Annotated in this window: 23 protein-coding genes; 13 read left to right on the top strand and 10 right to left on the bottom strand. The window is 70.2% G+C overall.

What is annotated here, in order from left to right:
• Positions 1-61 precede the first annotated feature (61 nt).
• Positions 62-1501, top strand: a complete 1440-nt coding sequence (locus tag L687_RS38510; protein WP_021201176.1) for a DUF6421 family protein — start codon at positions 62-64, stop codon at positions 1499-1501.
• Between the two features lie 136 nt (positions 1502-1637).
• Entirely contained in the window at positions 1638-2297 is a 660-nt protein-coding gene (locus L687_RS38515) for an SDR family NAD(P)-dependent oxidoreductase (protein ID WP_021201177.1), read from the top strand.
• A gap of 12 nt (positions 2298-2309) precedes the next feature.
• Here the strand turns inward: L687_RS38515 and L687_RS38520 are convergent, their stop codons facing one another.
• Positions 2310-3764, bottom strand: coding sequence for an MFS transporter (locus L687_RS38520; RefSeq protein ID WP_021201178.1), 1455 nt, complete (start codon positions 3762-3764; stop codon positions 2310-2312).
• A 101-nt stretch (positions 3765-3865) separates the two neighbouring features.
• Here L687_RS38520 and L687_RS38525 point away from each other — a divergent pair, with 101 nt between their 5' ends.
• Entirely contained in the window at positions 3866-4933 is a 1068-nt protein-coding gene (locus L687_RS38525) for a threonine aldolase family protein (protein WP_021201179.1), read from the top strand.
• Positions 4934-5006: 73 nt separating this feature from the next.
• Here L687_RS38525 and L687_RS38530 read toward each other — a convergent pair whose 3' ends face one another.
• Entirely contained in the window at positions 5007-5612 is a 606-nt protein-coding gene (locus tag L687_RS38530; protein WP_021201180.1) for an NUDIX hydrolase family protein, read from the bottom strand.
• 72 nt (positions 5613-5684) lie between these two features.
• On the opposite strand from L687_RS38530, the gene L687_RS38535 reads away from it, so the two are divergent.
• Complete coding sequence (locus tag L687_RS38535; protein ID WP_021201181.1) at positions 5685-6341, top strand: alpha/beta hydrolase; 657 nt, start codon at positions 5685-5687, stop codon at positions 6339-6341.
• Here the strand turns inward: L687_RS38535 and L687_RS38540 are convergent, their stop codons facing one another.
• The gene (locus tag L687_RS38540; protein WP_152525970.1) at positions 6342-6665 is read right to left on the bottom strand and encodes a hypothetical protein; all 324 of its coding nucleotides are present in this window, start codon (positions 6663-6665) and stop codon (positions 6342-6344) included. It lies immediately after the preceding gene.
• A gap of 289 nt (positions 6666-6954) precedes the next feature.
• On the opposite strand from L687_RS38540, the gene L687_RS38545 reads away from it, so the two are divergent.
• A complete protein-coding gene (locus L687_RS38545) occupies positions 6955-8646 on the top strand; it encodes an ABC-F family ATP-binding cassette domain-containing protein (protein WP_021201183.1) in 1692 nt (563 codons plus the stop codon).
• An 87-nt stretch (positions 8647-8733) separates the two neighbouring features.
• On the opposite strand, the gene L687_RS38550 is transcribed toward L687_RS38545, so the two are convergent.
• Genes L687_RS38550 through L687_RS0122045 form a run of 3 tightly spaced genes read right to left on the bottom strand, consistent with a single transcriptional unit; the run spans position 8734 to position 11455 of the window.
• A complete protein-coding gene (locus L687_RS38550) occupies positions 8734-9393 on the bottom strand; it encodes a response regulator (RefSeq protein WP_021201184.1) in 660 nt (219 codons plus the stop codon).
• Positions 9390-10661, bottom strand: a complete 1272-nt coding sequence (locus tag L687_RS38555; RefSeq protein ID WP_021201185.1) for a sensor histidine kinase — start codon at positions 10659-10661, stop codon at positions 9390-9392. Before L687_RS38555 ends, L687_RS38550 begins: the two co-directional genes overlap by 4 nt.
• Before the next feature lie 32 nt (positions 10662-10693).
• A complete protein-coding gene (locus tag L687_RS0122045) occupies positions 10694-11455 on the bottom strand; it encodes a DUF998 domain-containing protein (protein WP_200861074.1) in 762 nt (253 codons plus the stop codon).
• Between the two features lie 227 nt (positions 11456-11682).
• Here L687_RS0122045 and L687_RS38560 point away from each other — a divergent pair, with 227 nt between their 5' ends.
• The 4 genes from L687_RS38560 (at position 11683) to L687_RS38575 (ending at position 18345) form a co-directional block, all read left to right on the top strand.
• Entirely contained in the window at positions 11683-16263 is a 4581-nt protein-coding gene (locus L687_RS38560) for an ATP-dependent helicase (protein WP_021201187.1), read from the top strand.
• Between the two features lie 23 nt (positions 16264-16286).
• Positions 16287-17084: an EI24 domain-containing protein gene (locus L687_RS38565; RefSeq protein ID WP_021201188.1), complete on the top strand. Its 798-nt coding sequence runs from the start codon at positions 16287-16289 to the stop codon at positions 17082-17084.
• On the top strand, positions 17084-17857 hold the full coding sequence (locus tag L687_RS38570; protein ID WP_021201189.1) for a DNA-formamidopyrimidine glycosylase family protein: 774 nt from the start codon (positions 17084-17086) through the stop codon (positions 17855-17857). The genes L687_RS38565 and L687_RS38570 overlap by 1 nt, the downstream gene beginning before the upstream one ends.
• 80 nt (positions 17858-17937) lie before the next feature.
• The gene (locus L687_RS38575) at positions 17938-18345 is read left to right on the top strand and encodes a DapH/DapD/GlmU-related protein (protein ID WP_017829277.1); all 408 of its coding nucleotides are present in this window, start codon (positions 17938-17940) and stop codon (positions 18343-18345) included.
• Positions 18346-18366: 21 nt separating this feature from the next.
• Here the strand turns inward: L687_RS38575 and L687_RS38580 are convergent, their stop codons facing one another.
• Both L687_RS38580 and L687_RS38585 read right to left on the bottom strand, forming a co-directional pair.
• Complete coding sequence (locus L687_RS38580; RefSeq protein ID WP_021201190.1) at positions 18367-19026, bottom strand: LuxR C-terminal-related transcriptional regulator; 660 nt, start codon at positions 19024-19026, stop codon at positions 18367-18369.
• A complete protein-coding gene (locus L687_RS38585; protein ID WP_021201191.1) occupies positions 19019-20266 on the bottom strand; it encodes an ATP-binding protein in 1248 nt (415 codons plus the stop codon). The genes L687_RS38580 and L687_RS38585 overlap by 8 nt, the downstream gene beginning before the upstream one ends.
• Before the next feature lie 114 nt (positions 20267-20380).
• Between L687_RS38585 and L687_RS0122050 the strand changes: the two genes are divergently transcribed.
• From L687_RS0122050 to L687_RS38600, 4 genes are read left to right on the top strand one after another with little or no spacing between them, the layout of a single operon-like run.
• Positions 20381-21955, top strand: coding sequence for a PspC domain-containing protein (locus tag L687_RS0122050; protein WP_031208012.1), 1575 nt, complete (start codon positions 20381-20383; stop codon positions 21953-21955).
• Entirely contained in the window at positions 21955-22266 is a 312-nt protein-coding gene (locus L687_RS38590; protein ID WP_021201192.1) for a hypothetical protein, read from the top strand. Before L687_RS0122050 ends, L687_RS38590 begins: the two co-directional genes overlap by 1 nt.
• A gap of 10 nt (positions 22267-22276) precedes the next feature.
• Positions 22277-23017, top strand: coding sequence for a LysR family transcriptional regulator substrate-binding protein (locus tag L687_RS38595; RefSeq protein ID WP_021201193.1), 741 nt, complete (start codon positions 22277-22279; stop codon positions 23015-23017).
• 43 nt (positions 23018-23060) lie between these two features.
• On the top strand, positions 23061-23777 hold the full coding sequence (locus L687_RS38600) for a glutamine amidotransferase-related protein (protein WP_021201194.1): 717 nt from the start codon (positions 23061-23063) through the stop codon (positions 23775-23777).
• Positions 23778-23806: 29 nt separating this feature from the next.
• On the opposite strand, the gene L687_RS38605 is transcribed toward L687_RS38600, so the two are convergent.
• Both L687_RS38605 and L687_RS38610 read right to left on the bottom strand, forming a co-directional pair.
• On the bottom strand, positions 23807-24277 hold the full coding sequence (locus L687_RS38605) for a hypothetical protein (protein ID WP_021201195.1): 471 nt from the start codon (positions 24275-24277) through the stop codon (positions 23807-23809).
• Positions 24274-25488, bottom strand: a complete 1215-nt coding sequence (locus L687_RS38610; RefSeq protein WP_021201196.1) for a cation:proton antiporter — start codon at positions 25486-25488, stop codon at positions 24274-24276. The genes L687_RS38605 and L687_RS38610 overlap by 4 nt, the downstream gene beginning before the upstream one ends.
• Positions 25489-25565: the final 77 nt, after the last annotated feature.

Consider the following 25565-nt stretch of genomic DNA (forward strand, 5'->3'; position numbering starts at 1 on the left):
TATCGTCAGGATTCCGTTTGTGCAGGAATCTTTCCGTCAAAAACTCCGATCGGAGGTCCCGATGTCCCTTCTTTCCGCCAACAGTTCCGCTGTTCAGGCCATCGTCGGCGAACCCGAGGTCGTCGAGGACGCATCGATCGCCGAGCAGTCGACCGCCTGGGCACAGCTCAAGGACGCGGCGATCGCGATCCGCGAGATGCAGATCAAGGACGGCTCGATCCCGGACGCCGCTCATCATGCCGCCGCCCGCGAGCTGGTCGGCGCCATCACCGCCGCGATCCGCGCGCTCGCCCCGGCCTTCCCGCACGACGCCGAGTATCTCGCCGCCTCCGTGGTCGACTTCGACCGCTGGTCCGCCTCGGACTTCGGCGTGCCGGACTTCCTCGACTCGCTCATGGCCTTCCAGCCGCAGCAGCACCGCGTCGACGGCATCCGTCACCTCGTCGTGTTCCCGATGTACACGCAGAACGGATCCAGCGACCGCCTGGTCGAAGCGCTGATCGTCGAGACGATCTGGCCGGAGTTCATCGCGGCGCTCGAAGCGGGCGACTACGGCAACAAGCTGTTCGTCTCGCTGCGTCTGGTCGACTTCACGCCCGGATACGACACCAACTCGGCCGTGCTGTTCCCCGAGACCGTCGCGATGCGCGAGATCCCGTCCTTCACGTGGGGCGCGATCTTCCAGGACCGCGAGGCGGCCCGCTACCGTCGCGTCACCCGTGCCGCTGCCGAGATCACCAACCTCGACCTGCCGGAGCGCGCGGCCGCGATGCTGGACGATCAGCAGGTGGCAGAGAAGACGTTCGTGATGTGGGACATCATCCACGACCGCACCCACATGCGCGGAGACCTGCCGTTCGACCCGTTCATGATCAAGCAGCGGATGCCGTTCTTCCTCTATTCGCTCGAGGAGATGCGCTGCGACATGACGGCGTTCCGCGAGTCCGTGAAGATCGAGCGCGCCCTCGCGGCACGCATCGACGCCGGCGAGGAGCTCACTGCGACCGAGCAGGAGATGCACGACTACGCGCACCTCGTGCAGTACGCGGTGATCTTCGACCGCATCTTCCGCTTCTCGATCACGGGCACCCGCACCCGCAACTACGACGCGGTCGGCGGGCAGCTGCTGTTCGCATGGCTGCACCAGCGCGGCGTGCTGCACTGGACCGACACCGCTCTGGCGTTCGACTGGGACAACGTGCCCGATGCCGTGGTGGCTCTGGGCGATGCGATCGACGACCTGTACTGGCACTCGATCGACCGCCCGAAGGTCGCGCACTGGCTCGCCGCATACGAACTGGTGCGCGGCACGCTCACCCCGCACCCGGCATCGCAGTGGGCTCGCGGGCTCTCGGACGAGATCCTCGCCGGTGCGCCGAAGGGCTACACGGACGCCGTGATGGACGACGAGTTCCCGCTGTCGATGTTCTTCGAGACCCTCGACAAGAAGATGAAGCCGGTCATCGAGTCGACTGTCGGCATCCGCGGTACCGACGACTGAGGATGAAGACCACGCGCGCACCGCGCGCGTTCCGAGTGTGACGCTGGGGCGCACCGCGCTGCGGCCGGAACCTGTTCTGCGGATCTCTCCGCGGGTTCCGGCCGCAGAAGCCCCGACGACGCGGAAGAGTGGACACATGGCTGAACGCACCGATTCGAACGCCGCCGGACGCACCGTCGTCCTCGCCGGAGCGACCAGCGCCGCCGGCCTCGCCGCCACACGCGCACTGGTCGCCGCGCATGCCCGTGTCATCGCCACCGGCCGCTCCGCGGAGCGCCTGCGGGAACTCGCAGATGCCGGGGCTCAGGTCGAGGTCGCCGATGCGACCTCCCTCGACGCGATGACCGCCGTGGCCTCGCGGATCGGCCCCGTGGATGCGGTGGTCCCGCTGGTCGGCGGCTGGCGCGGTGGTGGAGGGCTGGCCGGGCAATCCGACGCTGACTTCGCCGCCCTGCTGCCGGCACTCGAAGCGGTGCGCGCCACGAGCCGGGCGTTCGACACTGCCCTGCGCGCCTCCGCGGCCGGACGCTTCGCGATCGTCTCCTCGACCGCCGTCGCACGTCCCCTCGCCGGCGGGGCGAACTACGCCGCCGTCAAGGCCGCGAGCGAAGCCTGGGCCCGAGCGGTCGCTCAGGGGTATGCCAAGGCGTCGCGCGAGGCCGGGGAGCCACTGCGGGCCGCATCCGTCGTGTTCCGCGCCCAGGCGCTCGACGCCGAGGTGCTCGCTGCACGGATCGTCGCGCTGTGGGATGCGGACGCCGCCGAGCTCAATGACCGGGTGTTCGACGTGGCCTGATTCCGCCCGGGATCACCGACGCGGTCCCCCGGATTCGGGGGGCATCCCCGGCACGACGGGCGGTGCGTCCGCACGCCGGGTCACGACGGGCTCGGTCTCGTCATCGTCCGGTGTCCGGTCCGAGATCTCCTCCTCCGCCCCCGCGACCTCCTGCTCCGGAGCCTCTGCGTACAGCTCTGTGAGCTTGCGATACGAGCGGGTGAAGAAGGCCAGGGTGGCGGCGACGACCATGATCAGTCCGGCGAACAGGCAGATGAGCGCGATGCCTCGAGCCTCTCCCTCGCCGAGCAGCCACCCCCACTGCCGCTGCCCCTGCGCCGTGTCCATGTACGGGATGATCAGGAACTCGGCGATCGGTGCGATCAGGAATGCGGTGATCGGGGCCGCTGCCGCCTCCATCGCGGCGGCCACTCCGAACACGCGCCCCTGCCGCTCGAACGGCACGACCTTCTGGATCACGGTCTGCTCGGCCGCCTCCACCGGAGGCACCAGCGCCATGTACACCCACATGCCGACCACATACAGCGGCCACCACTCCCGCAGCATGAACACGGAGCCCAGCAGCCCCATCGCGATGACCACGAGCAGCATCGTGCGCATCGGCTTCGGACCGAGACCGAACTTGGCCACGAGTCCCCCGCCGACCAGGAATCCGGTCGACGCGAACGCCAGGGCGAATCCCCAGGTCTGGGCGTCGAAGAGCGTCAGCCCGTAAGGATCCATGAGCGCCATGTAGACGCCGCCGATGAGGTTGTTGAACGTGGAGAAGATGATCAGTGCGAAGAGGCCGGGAGCCAGCCGGATGGCCCGCACGCTCCCCCGGAAGTCGAGCGCGCTCGACGCGTTCGGGTCGGGCTCCGGATTGCCCTCGGGGATGCGTACGAACAGCAGATGCACGAACGTGAGCGCCATGGCGGCGATCGCGATCGCGAGCGTCCACCCCATGCCGAGGAAGCCGATCGAGAGTCCCGAGAACACGCTCGTGACGAGGAAGGCGATGCCCTGCACCGTGCCGACCAGGCCGTTGGCGTTCGCACGTCTCTCTTCGGGGATGAGCAGGGTGACCGTCGTGGACAGCGCGATGTTGCGCAGCTGCTCGATGACTCCGCCGAACAGGATGATGCCAGAGAACAGCCAGAACCACGGTCCTCCCAGGTCGAGCAGGGCCGCCTCGGGCTGCCAGAGGTAGAGCACCCCGGCCACCAGGAAAGCGACAGCCGAGATGACGCTCGAGATCACCATGACGGTGTGCTTGCGGTTTCGATCGACGATCGTGCCGAACGCCATCGCGAAGAACGCGACGAACAGCATGTAGGCACCGCCGATGATGCCCGTGGCCAGCACCGACTGCGTCTCGATGTAGACCCAGAACGTGAGCGCGAACCACAGGAAGCTCGTCGTCACGTTCGCGATGAGCGTGTTGACGAGGACGTTGGCGAAGGCCATCTTCGCTGCGGTGCGCTGCATGCCTAAGAGGGTAGGACCGGCCTCCGACATCCGGAAGCCCCTCTCCGGACAGAGCATCGTCGTCGCACCGCGAGCACCGGCCGGACAATTAGGCTGGGGAGGTGAGCATCCAGCATGACCCCGCGATCCGGGGCTTCGCCAGTGACAACTACTCCGGTATCCACCCCGAGATCCTTGCGGCGATCGTCGCGGCGAACGGCGGCCACCAGAGCGCCTACGGCGAGGACGCGTACACCGCGCGCCTGCAGGAGGTCTTCCAGGAGCACTTCGGCGAGGGCGTGGAGGCGTTCCCGGTGTTCAACGGCACCGGCGCGAACGTGACCGGCCTGCAGTCGATGCTGCCGCGTTGGGGCGCGGTGATCGCCGCCTCCACCGCGCACATCAACGTCGACGAGGCTGCGGCGCCCGAGAAGATCGGCGGCTTCAAGCTGCTCACGGTCGCCACCGACGACGGCAAGCTCACCCCCGAGCTGATCGACCGCGAGGCCTGGGGCTGGGGCGACGAGCACCGGGCGCAGCCGCTGGTCGTCTCGATCACTCAGACCACCGAGCTCGGCACGCTGTACACGGCCGAAGAGATCCGCACGATCGCCGACCACGTGCATGAGCGCGGCATGAAGCTGCACCTCGACGGCGCACGCCTCTCGAACGCCGCTGCCGCCCTCGACCTGCCGCTGCGCGCGTTCACCCGTGACGCGGGTGTCGACGTGCTCACCTTCGGCGGGACGAAGAACGGTGCCATGCTCGGCGAGGCGATCGTCGTGCTGAACCCCGAGGCCTCCCACGGACTGAAGTACTCGCGCAAGTTCAACATGCAGCTGTCGTCGAAGATGCGGTTCGTGTCGGCGCAGCTGATCGCCCTGCTCGAGAGCGACCTCTGGTTGCGCAACGCCCAGCACGCCAACGCCATGGCTGCGCGTCTGCGCTCCGAGATCGAGGCCGGCATCGCCGACGGCTCCATCCGGGGCGTCGGATTCACCCAGCCGACCCAGTCCAACGGCGTGTTCGCCACGCTCCCCGACGGCGTCGCCGACCAGCTCCGCGACTCGTTCCGCTTCTACGACTGGGATGCGGCGCGCAAGGAGGTGCGGTGGATGTGCGGCTTCGATACCGAGGAAGCGGACGTCGACGCGTTCGTCGCCGAACTCTCCCGCCTCACCACGGCCTGACCCTCCGCGAGCGTCAGCGCAGAAGACGTCAGCGCAGCGGACGTCAGCGCAGCGGACGTCAGCGCAGCGGACGTCAGCGCAGCAGACCGAGGCTCGCGAGAGCCTGTCGGATGAGCGTGCCCCGGCCGTTCTCCATCTCGGCGGCGACCGCGTCGGAACCGGCGGCCTCCGGCGAGAACCAGGTGACCTCGAGAGCGTCCTGACGCGGCTCGCACGTTCCCGTCACCGGCACCACGAACGCCAGCGACACGGCGTGCTGCCGATCGTCGTGGAACGCACTCACCCCGGGGATCGGGAAGTACTCGGCCACCGTGAACGGCAGCGGCTGCGGCGGCAGCAGCGGGAAGGCCATCGGGCCCAGGTCGTTCTCGACGTGTCGGAAGAGGGCGTCGCGGATCGTCTCACCGAAGCGGACGCGACCGGACACGATCGTGCGGGTCATCTCGCCCATCGGAGTGGAGCGCAGCAGGATGCCGATCTCGATCACCTGGCCGGAGCCGTCGGTGCGCACCGGGATCGCCTCGACGTAGAGCATCGGCAGACGGCGCCGAGCCTCTTCGAGCTCGAACTCGCTCAGCCAGCCGGGATTCGCGTCGGGCGCGGGCCGGTTCGAATCCGGGAAGTCACCGAGACCGTCGTCATCGGGCTCCGGATCGGGATCAGGTGTGCGGACGGCCATGTGTCCTTTCTACCAGCCGCTTCTGCGAACCGACACCGCGCGCACGTCGGTCGCCCCTGGCAGGATGACGGTGTGAGCGAGAACCTGACGATCGACGACACCGCGACCCGATGGTCGTCCCCCGACCGCGCGGGGATGCCACTGCTGGTCCTGCTGCACGGCTACGGCGCCGACGAGCACGACCTGTTCGGACTCGTCCCCTTCCTCCCCGAGGGCATCGCCGCCGCATCCGTCGCTGCGCCCCTCGCACCCCCGTGGCCGATGCCCGGGCGCTCCTGGTATCCGATCGAGGGGCTCGACGGGCGCAGCTCCGAGGCCGTGACCGCCGCGGCGGAGGCCTTCCTGCGCTGGCTCGACACCGCGGCGGTCGATGCTCCCTCGGTCGCCCTGCTCGGCTTCTCTCAGGGCGCGGCGGTGTCGCTGCAGGCTCTGCGCCTGGCACCGGAGCGCTTCGGAGCCGTCGCGGTCCTGAGCGGCTACGCGGCACCGGGCGAGCTGCCGAACGACGAGTCGCTGGCAGAACTGCGCCCGCACGTGTTCTGGGGTCGGGGCACGCACGACGACGTCATCCCGCCCGCGTTGATCGATCACACCGCGCAGTGGCTGCCTGCGCACTCCGAGCTTTCCGGACGGGTGTACACCGGCCTCACGCACAGCATCTCCGAGGAGGAGCTGACCGACGTGCACCGGTTCCTCACGAAGTGGCTGGAGGGGATCACCACCGGCTGATCAGAGCTCGGGCTTCTTCTCTGGCTTCTCCGCGGAAGCGCCGGGATCGCCGTCAGGGCCGTCGTCGGTGTCGTCGCCGTCAGGGCCGTCGCTGTCAGGGCCGTCGTCAGGGTCGCCCTCAGGCTGGCTTCCCGGGCGGGAACCCCCGCCCGACGTGATGGCGACGGAGAGCGCGACACCGATCGCCACTCCGATCCCGATACCGAGCGCCCAGTTCTGCAGGGCGGCACCCATCGACGCTCCGATCGCCACCCCGAGCGCGAGCCCCACACCCAGGCCCATGCGCGAACGCGACTCCTGCGGACTCGGATCCTGATCTGCCATGACTCCACGGTACGGATCCGCAGGCTCGACGGCATCCCCCGCACGACGGATGTCCGACACGCCCGGGGGTTGCGCGATCCTGACAGCCCCGGGTATCGTCGGGGAGTCCTGTCCGCCGTGTCTGGAAGTCCTTTGATCTGATCCGTCGCCTCCGCGCTCTTCTTTCCGCGCGCTGACCCGACGATCGCCGACTCCACGGCAGACCCTCTCCTCTCGCATCCTGTGACGCGTGTCACGGCCCGGCAGGGGCTCGGTGTCAGTGCACCCTCGCACTCGACAGGAGACACTCATGTCAACTCCCACCACTCTTCACGCGTCGGTCATCCTCGACCGGCTCACCTTCACCTGGCCCGACGGCTCGGTCGCGCTCGACGGCGTCTCGGGCGCATTCGGCTCTGGACGCACCGGCCTGGTCGGTCGCAACGGCGCGGGCAAGTCGACGTTGCTGCGGCTGATGGCCGGCGAGCTCGAACCGACCTCGGGCATGGTCACGGCATCCGGCGAGGTCGCGTACCTTCCGCAGCAGCTGACTCTCGATGTCGACCGCCGCGTCGCCGAGCTTCTCGGAGTGTCGGAGGCGCTCGACGCCGTGCGGGCGATCAGCGCCGGCGACGTCGATCCCGCCCACTTCGACGCGGTCGGCGACGACTGGGACATCGAGGCGCGCGCCGAGGCGTCCCTGGCGGAGGCCGGTCTCGCGCCGGACTTCCTCGACCGCAGGGTCGGAGAGCTCTCCGGCGGGGAGGCCGTGCTCGTGGCGATCGCCGGCATCCGCCTGCGCCGCGCACCGATCACGCTCCTCGACGAGCCGACCAACAACCTCGACCGTGACGCCAGGGCGAAGCTCGCGGCGATGGTGCGCGCCTGGAAAGGCACGCTCATCGTCGTCAGCCACGACCTGTCGCTGCTCGAGCTGATGGACGATACCGCCGAGCTCTACGCCCAGACCTTGAGCGTGTTCGGCGGTCCGTATTCGGAATGGCGTGCGTGGCTGGACGCCGAGCAGGATGCCGCGAAGCAGGCCGAGGTCACCGCCGCCCAGGTGCTCCGCAAGGAGAAACGGCAGCGGATCGAAGCCGAGGTGAAGCTCGCCCACCGCGCGCGCACGGCGAAGAAGGCGGAGATCGAGAAGCGGGTCCCGAAGATCGTCGCGCACGGCCGGAAGATGGCCGCCGAGGTATCGGCCGGCAGGCTCCGCACCGAGGTGGGAGCGAAGGAGGATGCCGCGCGCTCGGTTCTCGACGAGGCCGGGCGACGGGTACGCTCCGATTCGTCGATGAAGATCGAGCTGCCCGACCCGCAGGTGTCGCGCAGCCGCCGCATCGCGACGGTCGGCGATCACGAACGCGCGTGGGTGATCCAGGGGCCGGAGCGGGTCGCGCTGATCGGACGCAACGGCGCGGGGAAGACCACGCTGCTGGAGCGGTTGGTCGCCACCGGCGTTCACAGCTCAGGAGCAATGACTCCCGTCGGGCCGCAGGGGCGGGAAGGAAGCGGATCCGAGACGGAGGTCCTGAGTTCCGTACGGCCAGCCCTGCATGCCGAAGCCCATACCGACCTGATCGGCTACCTGCCGCAGCGGGTCGACGGCCTCGACGAGGAGCGGTCGGTGTTCGAGAACATCGCGGCCGCGGCGCCGCACGTCCCGGAGAAGGAGCTGCGCAACCGCCTCGCGCGGTTCCTCATCCGAGGGGCCACCGCCGAGCGACCGGTCGCCGCCCTCTCCGGTGGCGAACGCTTCCGCGTCGCGCTGGCGAAGCTGCTGCTCGCCGACCCGGCACCCCACCTCGTGGTGCTGGACGAGCCGACGAACAACCTCGACCTCGACACGGTCGACCAACTCGTCGACGCCCTCCGCGCCTACCGCGGGGCCGTGCTCATCGTGAGTCACGACGATGCGTTCCTGCGGCGGCTCGACCTCGATCTGACACTCCAGATCGACGCCGACGGCGCGCTCCAGGAGGTCTCGCTGGAGCAGTGACGCGCGGGAGGACGACAACGCGCGGAAGACGACGACGCGCGCCGGGACTCCGTTTCCTCGGCGCGCGCCGTCGTCGCACCGGAACCGTCAGACCAGGCCGACCTCGTAGGCGAGGATGACGGCCTGCACGCGGTCGCGCAGATCGAGCTTGAGCAGGATGCGGCCGACGTGGGTCTTCACCGTCGACTCCGACACGAACAGGCTCTCGCCGATCTCGGTGTTGTTGTATCCCTTGGCGATCGCGAGGAAGACATCCCGCTCGCGTTCGGTCAACACGTCCACCCGTGAATCGACCGCCTCGGCCTGTCGGGGAAGACGGGTGGCGAACAAGTCGAGCATCGACCGTGTGACGCGCGGCGAGACAAGGGCGTCACCGGCGGCGATCGCGCGGATCGCGGCGGTCAGCTGCGCGGGCGGGGTGTTCTTCAGCAGGAACCCGCTCGCTCCTGCGCGGAGGCTGCCGAACGCGTACTCGTCGAGGTCGAAGGTCGTGAGCACCAGCACCCGGCTCGACGGCGTGCTCCGCACGATGCGCCTGGTCGCCTCGATACCGTCCATCTCCGGCATCCGGATGTCCATCAGGATCACATCGGGTCGCAGATCGGCCGCGAGGTGCACGGCCTCCGCTCCTGAGACGGCCTCCCCGACCACCTGCATGTCATCTTCGGCATCGAGCACCATCCGCATGCCGCGACGGATCAACTCGTGGTCGTCCACGATGAGCAGCCGGATCTTCTCCTCGGTCATCCCTGTTCCTCCTGTTCGGGAAGTTCCACCCGCACGCGCCATCCGCCCTCGGGGAGCGGACCGGCGTCGACCGTCCCGCCGGCCAGCCGCGCGCGTTCCCGCACGCCCACGAGGCCGCGGCCCGATCCGACCGAGACCGCCGGCGGGCCCTGCCGGCCGTCATCGGTGACCTCGATCACGAGGACCTCTCCACGGAAATCGAGACTCACGAGCACCTCACGCGGGTCCTTGGCATAGCGCAGCGCATTCGTGAGCGCCTCCTGCACGATGCGGTGGATCGTGTTCTGCAGCGCCGGTGCCCCGGGCGCCGCCCCTTGCATATGCACCGTCACCGGCAGACCCGCGGAGCGGAAGGTCTCGACCAGCGGCGTGAGTTCCGTCAGTCCGGGGTTGGGGCGCAGCGGGCTCTGCTCCTCGCCGTCGTCCGCGTCGTCGCCGAGCGCGCCCAGCAGCTGGCGCATCTCGACGAGCGATTGCCGTCCGACCTCGCCGATCTCCTGGATGGCGCTGCGCGAACGCTGCGGATCCTTCTCCGCGAGCGCGCCGGCGCCGTCGGCGAGCGACACCATGACCGACACGCTGTGCGCGACGACGTCGTGGATCTCGCGAGTGATCCTCGCACGCTCGGCCAGCGTCGCGATCCGCGCCTGCTGGTCACGTTCGCGTGCGAGCTGGTTGGCGCGGTCGAGGATCGCCCCGATGTAGCGCCGCCGGTCACCCACGGTGACTCCGAGGAGCGCGGCGATCAACATCACGACGAGGAACAGCAGGCTGCCCGGCACATACGTGAAGCCGCCATCGGGGGCACCGCGGCGCAGCCAGTCCAGAGCGGGGAGCACCACGACCCCGGCCAGCACCGTCACCGCGAAGGCGATCCATCCGCTGCGGTTCGAGCGGTAGACGAAGAGCGCGTAGAGGGCGAAGCCGACGCCGATCGGCTCGGCAGGCGTGTCGGCGATGAGCGCCACGACCGCGACGACCGCGAAGACCCCGAACGTGAGCCACGGTCGATACCTGCGGAAGAGGAGTCCGATCGCCGCGAGCACGCCCAGCACGATAGGGACGACGATCGGAGCGAGCGGGGACCAGTCGCCCGAGGAGAGGGGAGCGACGACCGCCCAGAACACGCTCACGACGAGGTAGGCGAAGGCGAGCAGACCGTCGAAGAGCCAGGGGTGGTTTCCCCAGAACCGCCGGACAATCCCCGGCGGCCGCGGCAGGTCCACCGACCGGACCCCGCTCTCGCCGACGGATGCTGACTCTCGCATATGACGACTCTACGCATCGCACGTCGGGTTCCTCAGCGGGAGACGGCGACGAGCGCACCCGTCGCGGTGCGACGCGCGGTGCTCTGATGCGGGTCGAGGGTCGGCGCCACCGGTTTCCACGTCTCGCGCCGCACCCGTCGACGCCGCTGCGCGACCGCCGTGTCCATTCCGAGGATCGCGAGCCACCCCATGCCGATGGTGGTCGCGACGAGCTCGAAGATGCTGCCGATGTCCGTGCGGAACTGCAGCAGGGAGAGGATGCCTCCCGCCGCGGCGATCACGGCCGTCGAGATGCCCGCGCCGAGCGAGAGCACCCGGAGCGTGCGCCGACCTTCGACGAAGGAGACCTGCAGCATCGCGAACGCGGCCAGGGCGAAGGCGAGCACGGCGACCGTGGTGTGCACCAGATCCTGCCAGGTGAACGCGGGCCCCACCGGCAGCGGGCACCCGGTCGTGCACGTGACCTGCGAGGCCACCAGGAACAGCGATGATGCCATCGCCACCGAGAACGACGGCGACCAGATGCTCAACCACGGCACCGTCGAACGCAGCCCGCGCGAGGCCCAGGCCACAGCGAAGCCACCGGTGACGAGGAGCAGCAGTGCGAGCTCGAACCATCCCGCGGTCGGCTCGCCGTCGGCTCCGAGTCCGCTCACATACAGGACGCGGTCGATGCTCAGACGGGCGACCCAGATGATGGTCAGCGCGACGGCGACGAGCAGGCTTCCGACGATCGAGGCGATGATGCGGAGAGTGGTCCCGGCAGGGTGAGAGGCGGTGTTTTCGGTGGGCATAGGGAGACGGTATGAGCGGAGGGAACCCGGTCGCGTCGGCCCGGAGTGCCCACTGTCGAGGGGCGTCGTACCGAGGTACGACGCCTCGTCGTCGCCGCGATGCGGGGGAACGACCTCTGCCGAAAGCCGTCCCTTCGCGGTCGCGGGAGGTGTGCGCATGCGAACATCCCGCCTTCCGCCGACATCGTCACGACCCCGATGTCCCCGGCCTCGACGAAGATGGAGTGATGAGCGACGTGCTCGACCGTTTCACCTCCGCGACGCAGGACTGGTTCCGGGGGGCCTTCGCCGCGCCCACGCCGGCGCAGGCAGGCGCCTGGAATGCGATCTCCGCGGGCAAGCACGCACTCGTGGTGGCACCGACCGGGTCGGGCAAGACACTGTCGGCGTTCCTGTGGGCGATCGACAGCGTCTTCCGGGAGCGCATGGCGGAGACCGCCCCTCCGGCGAAGGGCGAGCCACGCACGCGCATCCTCTACATCTCTCCGTTGAAAGCGCTCGGCGTCGACGTCGAGCGCAACCTCCGCTCGCCCCTGATCGGCATCGGACAGTCGGCCAGACGGCTCGGAGTCCCGGCGCCGGCGGTGACGGTCGGCGTGCGCTCGGGCGACACGACCTCGAGCGACCGACGCAAGCTCGTGTCCGACCCGCCCGACATCCTCATCACGACCCCCGAGTCTCTGTACCTCATGCTGACGAGCCGCGCAGGTGAGACGCTGCGCGGCGTGCACACCGTGATCATCGACGAGGTGCACGCGGTCGCCGCCACCAAGCGCGGCGCGCACCTCGCCGTGAGCCTGGAGCGCCTCGACGCGCTGCGCCGCGCGAACGGCATCGAGACTCCCGCGCAGCGCATCGGGCTCTCGGCCACCGTCCGCCCGATCGACGAGGTCGCCCGGTTCCTCGGCGGCTCGGCTCCGGTCGAGATCGTCGCGCCCCCCGCATCCAAGACCTTCGAGCTCGGCGTGGTCGTGCCGATGGATGACATGACCAACCCGCCGCCCCCTCCCGGTGTGCCGGGGGATGCCGCCGATGCCGAGTACTCCGAGGTCACCGGCTCGGTCTGGCCGCACGTCGAGGAGGCGATCGTCGACCGCATCCTGCAGAACAACTCGACGATCGTGTTCGCCAACTCCCGTCGGCTCGCCGAGCGCCTCACCGGGCGTCTGAACGAGATCTACTCCGAGCGGATCGGCGTCGAACTTCCGGCGGCGACCGTACCCGCCGCCATGATGGCGCAGGCCGGAGCGACCGCAGGTGCCGATCCCGTGCTCGCGAAGGCGCACCACGGTTCAGTCTCGAAGGAGCAGCGCGCGCAGGTCGAGGAAGAGCTCAAGTCCGGCGTGCTGCGCTGCGTCGTCGCGACGAGCAGCCTCGAGCTCGGCATCGACATGGGAGCGGTCGACCTCGTGATCCAGGTCGAGGCACCGCCCTCGGCGGCCTCCGGTCTGCAGCGGGTGGGCCGCGCCGGTCACCAGGTGGGCGAGATCAGTCGCGCCGCGCTCTTCCCGAAGCACCGCGGCGACGTGCTGCACACCGCGATCGTCACCGAGCGGATGCTCGCGGGCAAGATCGAGGCGATCCAGGTGCCGCGCAACCCGCTCGACATCCTCGCGCAGCAGACCGTCGCCGCGAGCGCCCTCGGAGCCATCGGCGTCGAGGAGTGGTTCGAGACGGTTCGCCGGTCGGCGCCCTTCCAGGCTCTTCCGCGTTCGGCCTACGAGGCGACGCTCGATCTGCTGGCCGGTCGATTCCCGTCCGACGAGTTCGCCGAGCTGCGCCCCCGACTGGTGTGGGATCGCGATGCCGGCACGCTGACCGGGCGACCGGGAGCACAACGGATCGCGGTGACCAGTGGCGGCACGATCCCGGACCGCGGCCTGTTCGGCGTCTTCGTGGCCGGCGAATCGACGGGCGCGCGGGTCGGCGAGCTCGACGAGGAGATGGTCTACGAGTCGCGGGTGGGCGACGTGTTCACGCTCGGTACGACGAGCTGGCGGATCGCGGAGATCACCCACGACCGCGTCAACGTGATCCCTGCCTACGGGCAGCCGGGCAAGGTGCCGTTCTGGCACGGCGACGGGATCGGTCGGCCATTCGAGCTCGGCGAGGCTCTGGGCGCGTTCTCCCGCGAGGTGTCGTCGGCCACGCCCGAGAAGGCGGCGCAGAGACTGATCGACGCCGGACTCGACGAGCAGGCGCGAGCGAACCTGATGGCGCACCTGACCGAGCAGCGCGAAGCGACGGGCACGCTCCCGACCGACCGCACGCTCACCGTCGAACGCGGTCGCGACGAGGTCGGCGACTGGCGTGTCATCCTGCATTCCCCCTACGGCATGAAGGTGCACGCACCCTGGGCGCTGGCGATCAATGCCCGGGTGCGTGAGCGCCTCGGCGTCGAGGGGTCGGCGGTCGCGAGCGATGACGGCATCATCGTGCGCATCCCCGATGCCGAGGCCGAGCCGCCCGGCGCAGAGCTGTTCGTGTTCGAGCCCGACGAGCTGGAACACCTGGTCACCGAAGAGGTGGGCGGCTCCGCCCTGTTCGCGTCCCGCTTCCGCGAGTGCGCGGCGCGGGCACTGCTCATGCCCCGCATGAACCCCAACAAGCGCACCCCGCTGTGGCAGCAGCGACAGCGGTCGGCTCAGCTGCTCGAGGTGGCCAGGCGCCATCCGACCTTCCCGGTGATCCTCGAGACCCTGCGCGAAGTGCTGCAGGACGTCTACGACCTCCCCTCGTTGCGCACCCTCGCGACGTCGATCGCCGACCGCCGCATCCGCCTCGTCGAGACCGAGCCCGGCCAGCCCTCGCCGTATGCCCGTGACCTGCTGTTCGGCTACGTGGGCGCCTTCATGTACGAGGGCGACTCCCCTCTCGCCGAGCGCAGAGCGGCCGCTCTCTCGGTCGACCCCGCACTGCTCGGCGAGCTGCTGGGCACGGTCGAGCTGCGCGAACTGCTCGACCCCGACGTGATCGCCCAGTTCGAGCGCGAGGCGCAGCGTCTCGATCCCGATCGCCGAGCGCGCGGACTCGAGGGCGTCGCCGACCTGCTGCGGATGCTCGGTCCCCTCGACGCCGACGAGGCGACGGCCCGCCTCGACCCCGACTCGATCGTCGACACCTCGGCAGCCGCCCTGCTCGACGAGTTGATCACCGCGCGCCGGGCGATCCCCGTGACCATCGCCGGCACGAGCCGGGTCGCGGCGATCGAAGATGCAGGACGCCTGCGCGATGCCCTGGGCGCTGCGCTCCCGACCGGTGTCCCTGTCGCCTTCCTCGAACCCGTCGCCGACCCGCTCGGCGACCTCATCGCCCGCCATGCCCGCACGCACGGCCCGTTCACGACGGATGCCATCGCCGCCCGGTTCGGACTCGGCGCCGCGGTGGCCCGGCACACCCTGCAGCGCCTCGAGACCGCGGGGCGGATCACGAGCGGCTACTTCCTGCCGGAGGCGGCGGGCAGCGGCGATGCGATCGAATGGTGCGACACCGAGGTGCTGCGCCGCCTGCGGATGCGCTCGCTCGCCGCGATCCGTGGATCGGTCGAACCGGTCTCCCCCGAGGCGTACGCCCGATTCCTGCCCGACTGGCAGCACATCGGTCGCCCCCTCGACGGCGTCGACGGCGTGCTCAGCGTGATCGAGCAGTTCGCCGGTGTTCCGATTCCCGCGAGCGCCTGGGAATCGTTGGTCCTCCCCTCCCGCGTGCGCGACTACTCCCCCGGGATGCTGGATGAGCTGACGGCCGCCGGCGAGGTCATCTGGTCGGGGCACGGCACGCTTCCGGGGCGCGACGGCTGGGTGTCGCTGCATCCCGCCGACATCGCGCCCTTCACCCTCCCGGAACGCGACGCCGAGATCGCCTCCTACTCCCTGGAATCACGTATCCTCATCGCCCTCGACGTCGGCGGCGCCTACTTCGCCGGCCAGCTGAAAGAGATGGCCGCGGCCGAGAACGAGCAGTCCGTGCTCGAGGCGCTGTGGTCGCTGACGTGGTCGGGCTACGTCACCAACGACACCTTCGCCCCGATCCGCTCTCTTCTCGCCGGCGGCTCGCAGGCACACAAGGTGAAGCGCCGCGCCCCCCGTGCCCGCACCTACCGCGGCGTGTCCTTCACCGGATCCGCCGCACCGCGGCCCGCGTCGATCGGCGGACGCTGGTCGCTGCTGCCCGCACTCGAGACCGATCCCTCCCGTCGGGCGACCGTCACCGCCGGCCTCCTGCTCGACCGCTACGGCGTCGTGACCCGCGGCGCCGTGCAGGCCGAAGGCGTGCCCGGCGGCTTCGCGCAGGCCTATCGAGTGCTCGCCGGTTTCGAAGAGGCGGGGCACTGTCGCCGCGGCTACGTGATCGAGAAGCTCGGCGCCGCGCAATTCGCCGCCTCAGGCACCGTCGACCGACTGCGCACCTACGCGGGCCTCGCCGATCCACCACCCCGCACGGCCGTCACCCTCGCCGCGACCGACCCCGCGAACCCCTACGGTGCGGCTCTCGGCTGGCCCAAGCTCGACGGGGTGTCGCACCGCCCCGGGCGCAAGGCGGGAGGTCTGGTCGTCCTGGTCGACGGCACCCTGGTGCTCTCCCTGGAACGCGGTGGCCGCACGGTGCTGTCGTTCAGCGATGACGTCGACGTGCTGCGTGCCGCCACCGCCGACCTCGCTGCCACCGCGCGCAGCCGACGCCTGGATACCCTCACCGTCGAGAAGATCAACGGCGAGGGGGTCTACGGCACCGCACTCGCGCTCGCCCTGCAGGAGGCCGGCTTCGTGGCGACGCCGCGCGGATACACCCTCCGCAAGGTCGTCTGAGCGATGCCTCTACGCTGGAAGCCATGATCCGAGAGTTCGCCGCCGGCATCCGTACGCTGCTGCGGGGATTCGGCCTGTGGCGCACGCGGCCCGGCCTCATGGTGCTCGGACTGATCCCCGCGATCATCGCGCTGATCCTGCTCGCCGCCGCACTCGTGCCGCTGATCATCTCGCTGCCGTCGGTCTCCACCTGGCTGACGCCGTTCGCCGAGGGGTGGCTCGAACCGTGGCGCGGACTGCTGCGGTCCGCAGTGAGCTTCGTGATCGTCGCGGCGGCGCTCGCCCTGGCCAGCGTCGTGTTCAGCGCTCTGACCCTGACGATCGGCGACCCGTTCTATCAGCGCATCTGGCACGCGGTCGAGGTCGATCTCGGTGACGCTCCCCCTGCCGACGGCGGCGGCTTCTGGAGCGCCCTCGGCGAAGGGCTCCGACTGGTGCTGCTCGGCATCCTGATCGCGATCCTCGTGCTGCTGATCGGCCTCATCCCGGCCGTCGGCGGATTCCTCGGCCCCATCGCCGGTGTCGTGCTCACCGGTCGACTGCTCGCACGCGAACTGACGGGCCGCGCCTTCGACGCCCGCGACCTCAGCCCCGCCGACCGAGCCGTGCTGTTCTCCGGCAGCCGCGCACGGGTGCTCGGCTTCGGTGTCGCGACCCAGCTCTGCTTCCTCATCCCCGGCGGCGCCGTCGCGATCATGCCCGCCGCCGTCGCCGGGAGCACCATGCTCGCGCGGGACATGCTCACCCGCGCCGGAACCGCTGCGCTGCCCACGACGACGACCCCGACGCCGCCCCCGCCCGCGCCCCTCGGGGCTTCCTGATGCCCGAGGGCGACACGGTCTTCCGCACGGCCCGACGCCTCGACGAAGCACTGGCCGGTGCGGAGGTCACCCGCTTCGACCTCCGTGTCCCCCGGTTCGCCACGCTCGATCTGACCGGGCAGCCCGTGCACGGCGTGGTTCCCCGCGGCAAGCATCTGCTCATGCGCATCGGCGACAGCACGCTGCATTCGCATCTGCGCATGGACGGCGCCTGGTTCACGTACCGCCCGGGAGAGAAGTGGCGGCACCCGGCGTTCAAGGTGCGCGCCGTCGTCGGCACACCGCGGAGTGAAGCCGTGGGCGTCGACATCGCCGAGATCGAGGTCGTCGCCACGCGCGACGAGGACCAGCTCGTGGGGTACCTGGGGCCGGATCCCCTCGCCGACAGCTGGGACGCGGCCGAAGCGGTCAGGCGTCTCCGGGCCGATACGCGCAGCATCCATGTCGCGCTCCTCGATCAGCGCAACGTCGCGGGGTTCGGCAATGAGTACGCTGCGGAACTCCTGTTCCTACGCGGAATCCTGCCGACCACGCCGACGCCGGACGTCGATGTGTCCGCCCTCATCGATCTCGGCGTCCGCACCATCCGCGCCAATCGCGACCGCCGCCACCGCACCTTCACCGGCATCGATCGCCCGGGTCAGGGCACCTGGGTATACGGTCGCGCCGGACGCCCGTGCCGACGCTGCGGAACCCTCATCCGACGCGGCGAGCAGGGCGCCGATCCGACCCGCGAGCGCGTCACCTTCTGGTGCCCCTCCTGCCAGCGCTGACCACATCCATCCGCGGGAATGAATCCGCCCCTGCCGTGGTTGTTGATATATCCGGAGAACTCCGGAGCACGGGAGGAATCGTGGGCAAGAACTACGTCGACATCGAGAACGACCAGGGCGCGACGCTGCGGTATCGCAAGCACGCGAACGGCCGGGGTCTCGTCGCGCACGGCGCGAAGGTGCACCCGAAAGCGCACATCGAGGCCGGTGCGTATATCGAACCGGGGGCGCGCGTCGGCGCCGGGGCCACCATCGCCCGCGGCGCCTGGATCGACGAGGATGCCGTGATCGGCGAAGGCGCGTTCGTCGACGCGCACGCGCACGTCGGCCACGGTGCGGCGATCGGCGATCACGCCTACGTGGGTGTCCGCACCGACATCGGCGCCGGAGCGCGCATCGTCCGCGGCGCCAGGATCGGCGACGACGAGACGGTCGCCGCGGGACTCACCATCGCGACGGACCAGAAGGGCCTGTGGCTCGCGGCCTGACCGGCCGAGCCCTGAGCCGGCTCACAGCAGGCGCCGCTCCGACGCCCATGCGGTGAGTTCGTGCCGCGACGACAGCTGCAGCTTCCGCAGCACCGATGACACGTGCGTCTCGACCGTCTTGATCGAGATGAACAGCTCCGACGCCACCTCCTTGTAGGCGTACCCGCGGGCGATGAGGCGCATGACCTCCTGCTCGCGCGCCGAGAGCCGGTCGAGCTCGTCGGTCGCGGTGGCGGTCTCTCCGGAGACCGCCCCGAACGCGTCCAGCACGAAGCCGGCGAGTCGCGGCGAGAACACGGCGTCTCCCTCGGCCACCGCCCGCACCGCGCTGCTGACCTCGATGCCGGACGAGCCCTTGGTGATGTAGCCCCTGGCCCCCGCACGGATCACCCGCACCACGTCGGCCGCCGCATCCGAGACGCTCAGCGCGAGGAACCGTGCGCCGGTGGGTGCCGAACCGCGGATCACGGCTTCACCGCCGGCCGCATCGTCGCCGCTTCCGCCCGGGAGATGCACGTCGAGAAGCACGACATCCGGCTGTGTCGCGCCGATCACGGTGATGGCGGAGGGCACGTCGGCCGCTTCGCCGACCACGTCGACGCCCGCGTCGAGATCGGCACGCAGGCCGGAGCGGAAGATCGAGTGGTCGTCGACGATCACGACCCGGATGCTGTCAGCCACGTTGTTCCTCCCGAGCGGGTGCCGGCCGCGCGGCCGGGCGATCCTGGAGCGGGCCCGTCATGATCCGCAGGTGCACCTCGGTGCCGTTCTCGTCGCTGCGGACCGCTCCGCTGCCACCCGCACGCCGCATGCGCCCGATGATCGACTCCCGCACGCCCAGCCGATCGCTGGGCACGTCGTCGAGGCGGAACCCTGCACCTCGGTCACGGATGAACACGTCGACGCCCGAAGCGCTCCCCTCGATGTACACCGAGATCTCGCCACCCGCATGACGGGCTGCGTTCAGGATCGCCTCCCTGGCGGCCGCCGCGAGCTCCCCGCTCGCACGTTCGGTCGACAGTCCGGCCGAGACCACGTCGATGCGCACCGGATAGTCGAGCTCGAGCGCTCCCGCATAGTCGCGCAGGTCTGTCGGAAGGTCGCTGTCGGCAGGGGCGTCCCCGTCGTACAGCCACGCGCGCAGCTCGCGCTCCTGCGCCCTGGCGAGGCGTGCGGCCTCACTGGAGGCCCCCGCCCTGTTCTGGATCAGCGCCAGCGTCTGCAGCACCGAGTCGTGCAGGTGCGCGGCCATCTGGCTGCGCTGCTCCTCGCGGATGCGGCGCACGCGCTCACCCGAGAGCTCACGCCATCGGGGGATCAACGTCGACGACACCACGGCCGCGAGTCCGGCCAGAGGAAGGAGCACGAGTGCCACGCCGGATCGGGCGACGGGCCAGGACAGCAGGATCGTGAACAGCAGAGCCAGCAGCAGGATCGAGAGGATCCGGATGCTCATGGTGTGCCGGGGTCCTCGCGCCGTGTCCGTGCGGTCGATCAGCGTGGCCCAGAGCCCGGCACCCGTCGCGAGCGCCGCCGTACCGCCCACGACCAACGCGGCGAGGTCCGGCGGGATCGATCCGCTCAACCAGTCGCTGCCCCCGCGCCAGACCAGCACGACGAGCATTCCCACGGCCGCGGGAGCGAGCAGCAGCCAGGCCACCGGCATCCGCCTCGTCGGCGCACCCTCCCCCTGCTCCCACGGCGTGAACATCCAGCACCAGGCGTAGAGGAGCACTCCTGCGCCGCCGCACAGGGTGAGGGCGATGAACAGTGCCCGCACGGTCCACACCCGCACGCCGAGATGACGCGCGAGCCCGGTGCTGACGCCGGCGACCAGGCAGTCGCGATCGCGGCTCAACGGCGGGCGCGGCGGTGCCGCGGCACGCGGGGGTCGCGCGGGAACGTGCGCCGAAGAGGACATGTGGCAATCCAATCATCCGCACGTGTACTCCGGGGGCTCCCCTGCCCGGAATCAGGGTCCGTTCAGGGGTTCCCCCCATGGCAGCAATCCCGCTGTCGCCGCCAGGATCGAAGCATGACGATTCCGACTGCGCCCCCACCCCCCGCCGACCCCGCCGCTCCGGCCGTCGGCGCTCCGGGCACCGACATCCCGCGCGGTGCCGATCGCTTCCTGCTCTGGGTCGCCGGTCTCGGCGTCGCCCGTTCCGAGGGCTGGCTCGGCGGTGTCGCCGCCGGCATCGCCGCCCGCCTCCGCATCGACCCGCTGATCGTGCGGGGTGTGCTCGTGGTCGCGGCCCTGTTCGGACTGCCGACGATCTTCCTCTACGCCGCCGCCTGGGCACTGCTGCCCGACATCGACGGACGTGTGCACGTGCGCGACCTCCTGCGCCGCGATTACCAGCCCGTGCAGTGGGGCATCCTGGCGATGGCCGTCATCGGCCTGTTCCCGACCGCGCCCCTCGCCGGCCGCCTGTTCGGGCTCGGATACGACGGCTGGTCCGCTCTGTCCCTCATCAGCTGGATCCTCGGGCTGGTGCTCGTCGCCGGTCTGCTCTTCCTGATCGTGCGTGCTGCCAGCCGCACCCCGGGTGCTTCCGCGTCCGATCTGCCGATGGCGTCTGCAGATCAGACGGCCCCGGCCGCGTCCGCTCCCCTCGACGGTTCGGGTACCGCCGAGGAGGCGGACGCCACTCTCTCCACGCAGGCGCTCCCCGCTGCCGACACCGTGACGCAGCCCGCCGCACCGGATGCCGGGCTCGGGCTGACCCCGCCGGCGCCGCCGGCCCCGCTGCCGCCCGGATCCCAGGACCCTCTCGCGCTCGAGGCCTGGCGCGCTCAGCACGCCGCCTGGAAGGAGCAGGATCAGGCATGGCGCCGCCAGCAGCAGGATGTCGAACGGGCCGCCCGTGACCAGCTGCGCCGCGAGCGACAGGCTGAGGCCGCCGTGTTCGCCGCGGAGGCGGCCGAGCGCCGCCGCATCCGCCGCGCATCGAACCCGCGAGCGGGCTTCGCCTTCGCCGCGACCATGATCGGCCTCGCCATCATCACGGGTGCCGCCGTCGGTCTCGTCGCCGGTGGGGAAGCCCTCGGCGGGGCACTGGGCCTGCTCGCCGCCGCCCTCATCCTCGCCCTCGGGATGATCGTCGCCGGGGCGTTCCGTCGGCGGAGCGGCTTCCTGGCCTTCGCGACAGTGCTCACGCTGGTGGGCGGACTGGTGGCCGGTGCATTCTCGGCCTTCCCCGGCGTCACACTCGGCTATGCCTCGATCGGCAACAACGCGCCCGCTCATGTGCGCCAGCCCTTCGGAGATGTGTACGTCACGCTGAACCCGCACGACGACGGCCCCCGGTCGATCGTCGTGGACAAGGGTTCCGGGAACACCTTCATCTACGTGCAGCCGGGAGTGGAGCTCGATCTGCGCGCCACCGTCGATACGGCCACTGTCTCCTGGACGCGGCAGGACGAGGAGAGAGGCGGGATCGTCGACAGCGGCGTCTGGCCCGTCGAGGAACGCGACGGACGCTCATCCGTGTCGGTGAAGATCGCCGCGGAGAACGCCTCGACGACCACGGTCCAGCCGGTCACCATCCATCAGACCAGCGGCGAGATCGCCGTCATCGTCATCGAGCCCGCGAAGGAAGACCAGTGATGAGCACGCCGACGATCACCGAGACGACCACCCCGCCCCGCACCCGCTGGGCCGCCATCATCTGGGGGCTCCTGTTCGCCGCCATCGCGGGAGGTGCCCTCTGGGCGCTCGCCGACGAAGCCCGACGCGAAGCGGTCGCGGACGCGCTCCTGACTCTGACCCCGCCCACGATCATCACGATCCTGCTGCTGACCGCGGGCGTGCTGCTGCTCGTCGGCGGCGCCACGGGACTCATCCGCCGGGCGCAGCGCAAGCTCGCGGCCGCGACCCCCGCTGCGTCGCCGGAGGTGTCGGGGCCGCTCGCCGAGTAGCCTGGTCCCCATGGCGAATCAGGGAAGACGGCCCGCGAAGGGCGCAAGCCGCGGCACACCGGTTCGCCGGAACAAGGCCGCTCCTGCCGAGCGCTTCCCCCCGCAGAAGCCGAAGAAGAAGACCACCAAGGTGGTCTTCGACTCTCCGCAGCCCGAACCCGAGGCACCGCGCACCTTCCGTCTGGGCGCGGTGCCCGGCGCGACGCCGGGCAAGTGGGTCGATGCGTGGAAGCAGCGGATGCCGCACGTTCCGCTCGAACTCGTGGAGATCGAGGCGGCGTCCTCGCGGGCAGCGCTGGACGATCTCGATGCCGCCCTGGTGCGCCTGCCCCTCCTGGACGAGTCGTTGCACATCATCCCGCTCTACGACGAGCTCCCCGTCGTGGTCGCCGCAGCGGACTCGCATCTGATGGCGGCCGATGACCTCACGGCGGCAGACCTGGAGGGCGAGATCGTGATCGCGCTGACCGACGATGTGCTCGGTCCCCTCGATCTCCCGGGCGCACTCCCGGCGACGTTCGCGGCGCTCCCCACCGATGACGCGATCGCGACCGCAGCATCCGGAGTCGGCATCGTGATCGTCCCGATGTCGCTCGCCCGCAAGCACCACCGCAAGGACGCCGACCACCGCATCCTCACGGACGGACCGACCTCGACCGTGGCCCTGGTCTGGCCCCGCGAGCGCACCACGCCCGATGTCGAGACGTTCGTGGGCATCGTCCGCGGCCGCACGGCGAACTCCTCGCGCTGACGACCGCGACGGCCGACCGCCGCACGCTCGTTAGAATCTCCTGATGGCCTCGCTTCTCTACATCTGCGTGCGTCCCGAGATCGGGGCGGCGGATGCCGAGCACGCTTCGTTCCGGCGGGCGCTGGGCGTGGACGTGGTCGACCGGCTCGACCTGCTGCAGACGCCGTTGCACATCGAGCGCCTGCGCGGCTACCGCGGCGTCGTGGTCGGCGGCTCGCCCTTCAACGTCTCCGACGCCGTGAAGGCCCCGGAGCAGCTGCGCGTCGAAGCCGATCTGCGGACTCTCGCCGATGCGGCGATGGCGGCGGAGATCGCGGTGTTCTTCACCTGTTTCAGCATCGGAGTCGTCACCCGCATGCTCGGTGGCGACGTCGTGACCGACACCCCCGAGCCCGCGAGCGCCACCGTGATCGAGACGACCCCCGAGGGTGCGCTCGACCCGGTTTTCGGTCCGAGCGGCTCCGCCCTCACCGTGTTCACCGCGCACAAGGAGAGCGCGGCGAACGTGCCTCCCGGTGCGGTGCTGCTGGCGACGAACGAGGTCTGCCCTGTACAGGCCTACCGCGTGGGCACGCACCTGTATGCGGCGCAGTTCCACCCCGAGCCCACCCCTCGCGACTTCGCCGACCGGATGACCTTCTACCGCACCACCGGCTACTTCGACCCCGACGAGTTCGACGCGGTTCAGCAGCAGGTGCTCGCCGCATCCGTCACCGAGGGCGCAGCACTCCTGCGCCGCTTCGCCGAGACCTTCGCCTGAGTCGGTCCGCCGGAGTCGCTTCGCCGGCGTCAGCTCGACGCGGAGTCGCGCAGCAGCGCCACGCGCTCGCGCAGGTATGCCTCCAGCGGCATGAATCCACCGGCGGTGCTCCACCGCACGGAGGGCACCGCATCGATGAGGGCGAGCGGCCCCGAGGAACCGCCGGCATCCACCGCATCGACGTCGATCACGCTCCACCCCACGTGCACCACGTCGCCCTCGTCGAAGCCGCCGCGCAGGGCCTCGGCACGGCGCTCGGCGCGCTCCCTCGCCGACTCGGCCGTGTAGCCGCGGCGGCCGGGGTCGGCGGCGCGCAACACTTCATTCGTGGCCAGCGCATGCGTATCGGTCAGCAGCAGCACGCCCAGGTGCCAGGCCGCGCCGACCCGCACGATGCGACGCCCGCGCCACCGGGAGTCGCGCTGCTCGCCGAGGCCCTCCTTCGGAGCGTCCTTCAGGTCCTTCGCGGCCTGGGTCAGGAGGGCGGATGCGGTGGTCACAGTTCTCCCTGCGTGGATTCGGCGGCGTGCGTCGGCCCGACGACCTCGGCGCGATCGCCGCGGAGCGTCATGCCGATGAGCGGATACAGCAGCACCGACAGCATGCCGGCCCCGACCAGCGCCGCGGCCGTGCCGGTGTCGAGCATCTTCTGGTCGACACCGATGGCCGTCACCGCGACGATGATCGGCAGGCCGGTCGCGGCGAGGAGTCCGAGGGCCGCCCGATCGCGCACGCTCGCACCGTGCGGAACAGAGAGCTGCGCCGCCGATCCACGGATCACCAACAGGGCGACCAGGAAGATCGGCACCAGTGCGAGCGCGGACGACGAAGTGAGCAGCGCCTGCAGGTCGAAGGTGACGCCGGTGTAGAGGAAGAAGATCGGCACGAGGAAACCGAAGGCGATCGCCTCGATCTTGCTCTCGACCTCTTCCGCGTCCTTCTTCGGGGCGCGCGCCATGATGATGCGCCAGATCGCACCTGCCACGAAGGCGCCGAGCAGCATGTCGAGGTCGAGCATGACGCTGAGGCCGACGAGCGCGGCGATGAGGAGGATCACGAAGCGTACGCCGAATTGGTCGGAGGTGTGCAGCGTGGCGCGCACGATACGGTGCAGCCGTCCATGCGGCACACGATTGGCGAGAAGCACGGCGAGACCGGCGAGCACGACGAAGGTCAAGAGGATCACGGTGGCGATCGGCGTCGTCCGCGTGCTCAGGAAGATCGAGATCGCGATGAGCGGCAGGAACTCGCCGACCGCGCCGATCGCGCTGATCGCACGGCCGAAGGGGGTGTCGAGCTCGCGGGCATCGCGCAGGATGGGCATCAGCGTGCCCAACGCAGTCGAGCTCAGCGCGATGCCGATCACCACCATGCCCTCCCCCGGCGCGAAGAAGAACCCCAGCCCGATGCCCAGCAGGACGCTGAGCAGCCACCCGAGCGATGCGCGCGCCAGCGGCTTGCCTGCGACCATCTTGAAGTCGATCTCGGTTCCGGCGACGAAGAACAGCAGTGCCAGGCCGAAGTCGCTGAGCTTCTCGAGCAGCGGTCCCGGCTCGACCCAGCCGAGCACGGCCGGGCCGACGAGGATGCCGAGCACGAGCTCGAACACGACGATGGGCACCCGCACCACGGGTCGCACACCACGCGCGAGCAACGGCGCGGCGACCGCCAGCAGGGGGATCAGCACCAGACCGAGGTCGCTCGCTTCCATGCTCTCAGGGTAGGTGAGCCCGCCGCCTCGCGGGTGACGCGCTGCGGGTGATCTTTCGCGATTCGCCCGCTCGGCGC

This window comes from Microbacterium maritypicum MF109 (genome assembly GCF_000455825.1).
GTDB lineage: Bacteria > Actinomycetota > Actinomycetes > Actinomycetales > Microbacteriaceae > Microbacterium > Microbacterium maritypicum_A.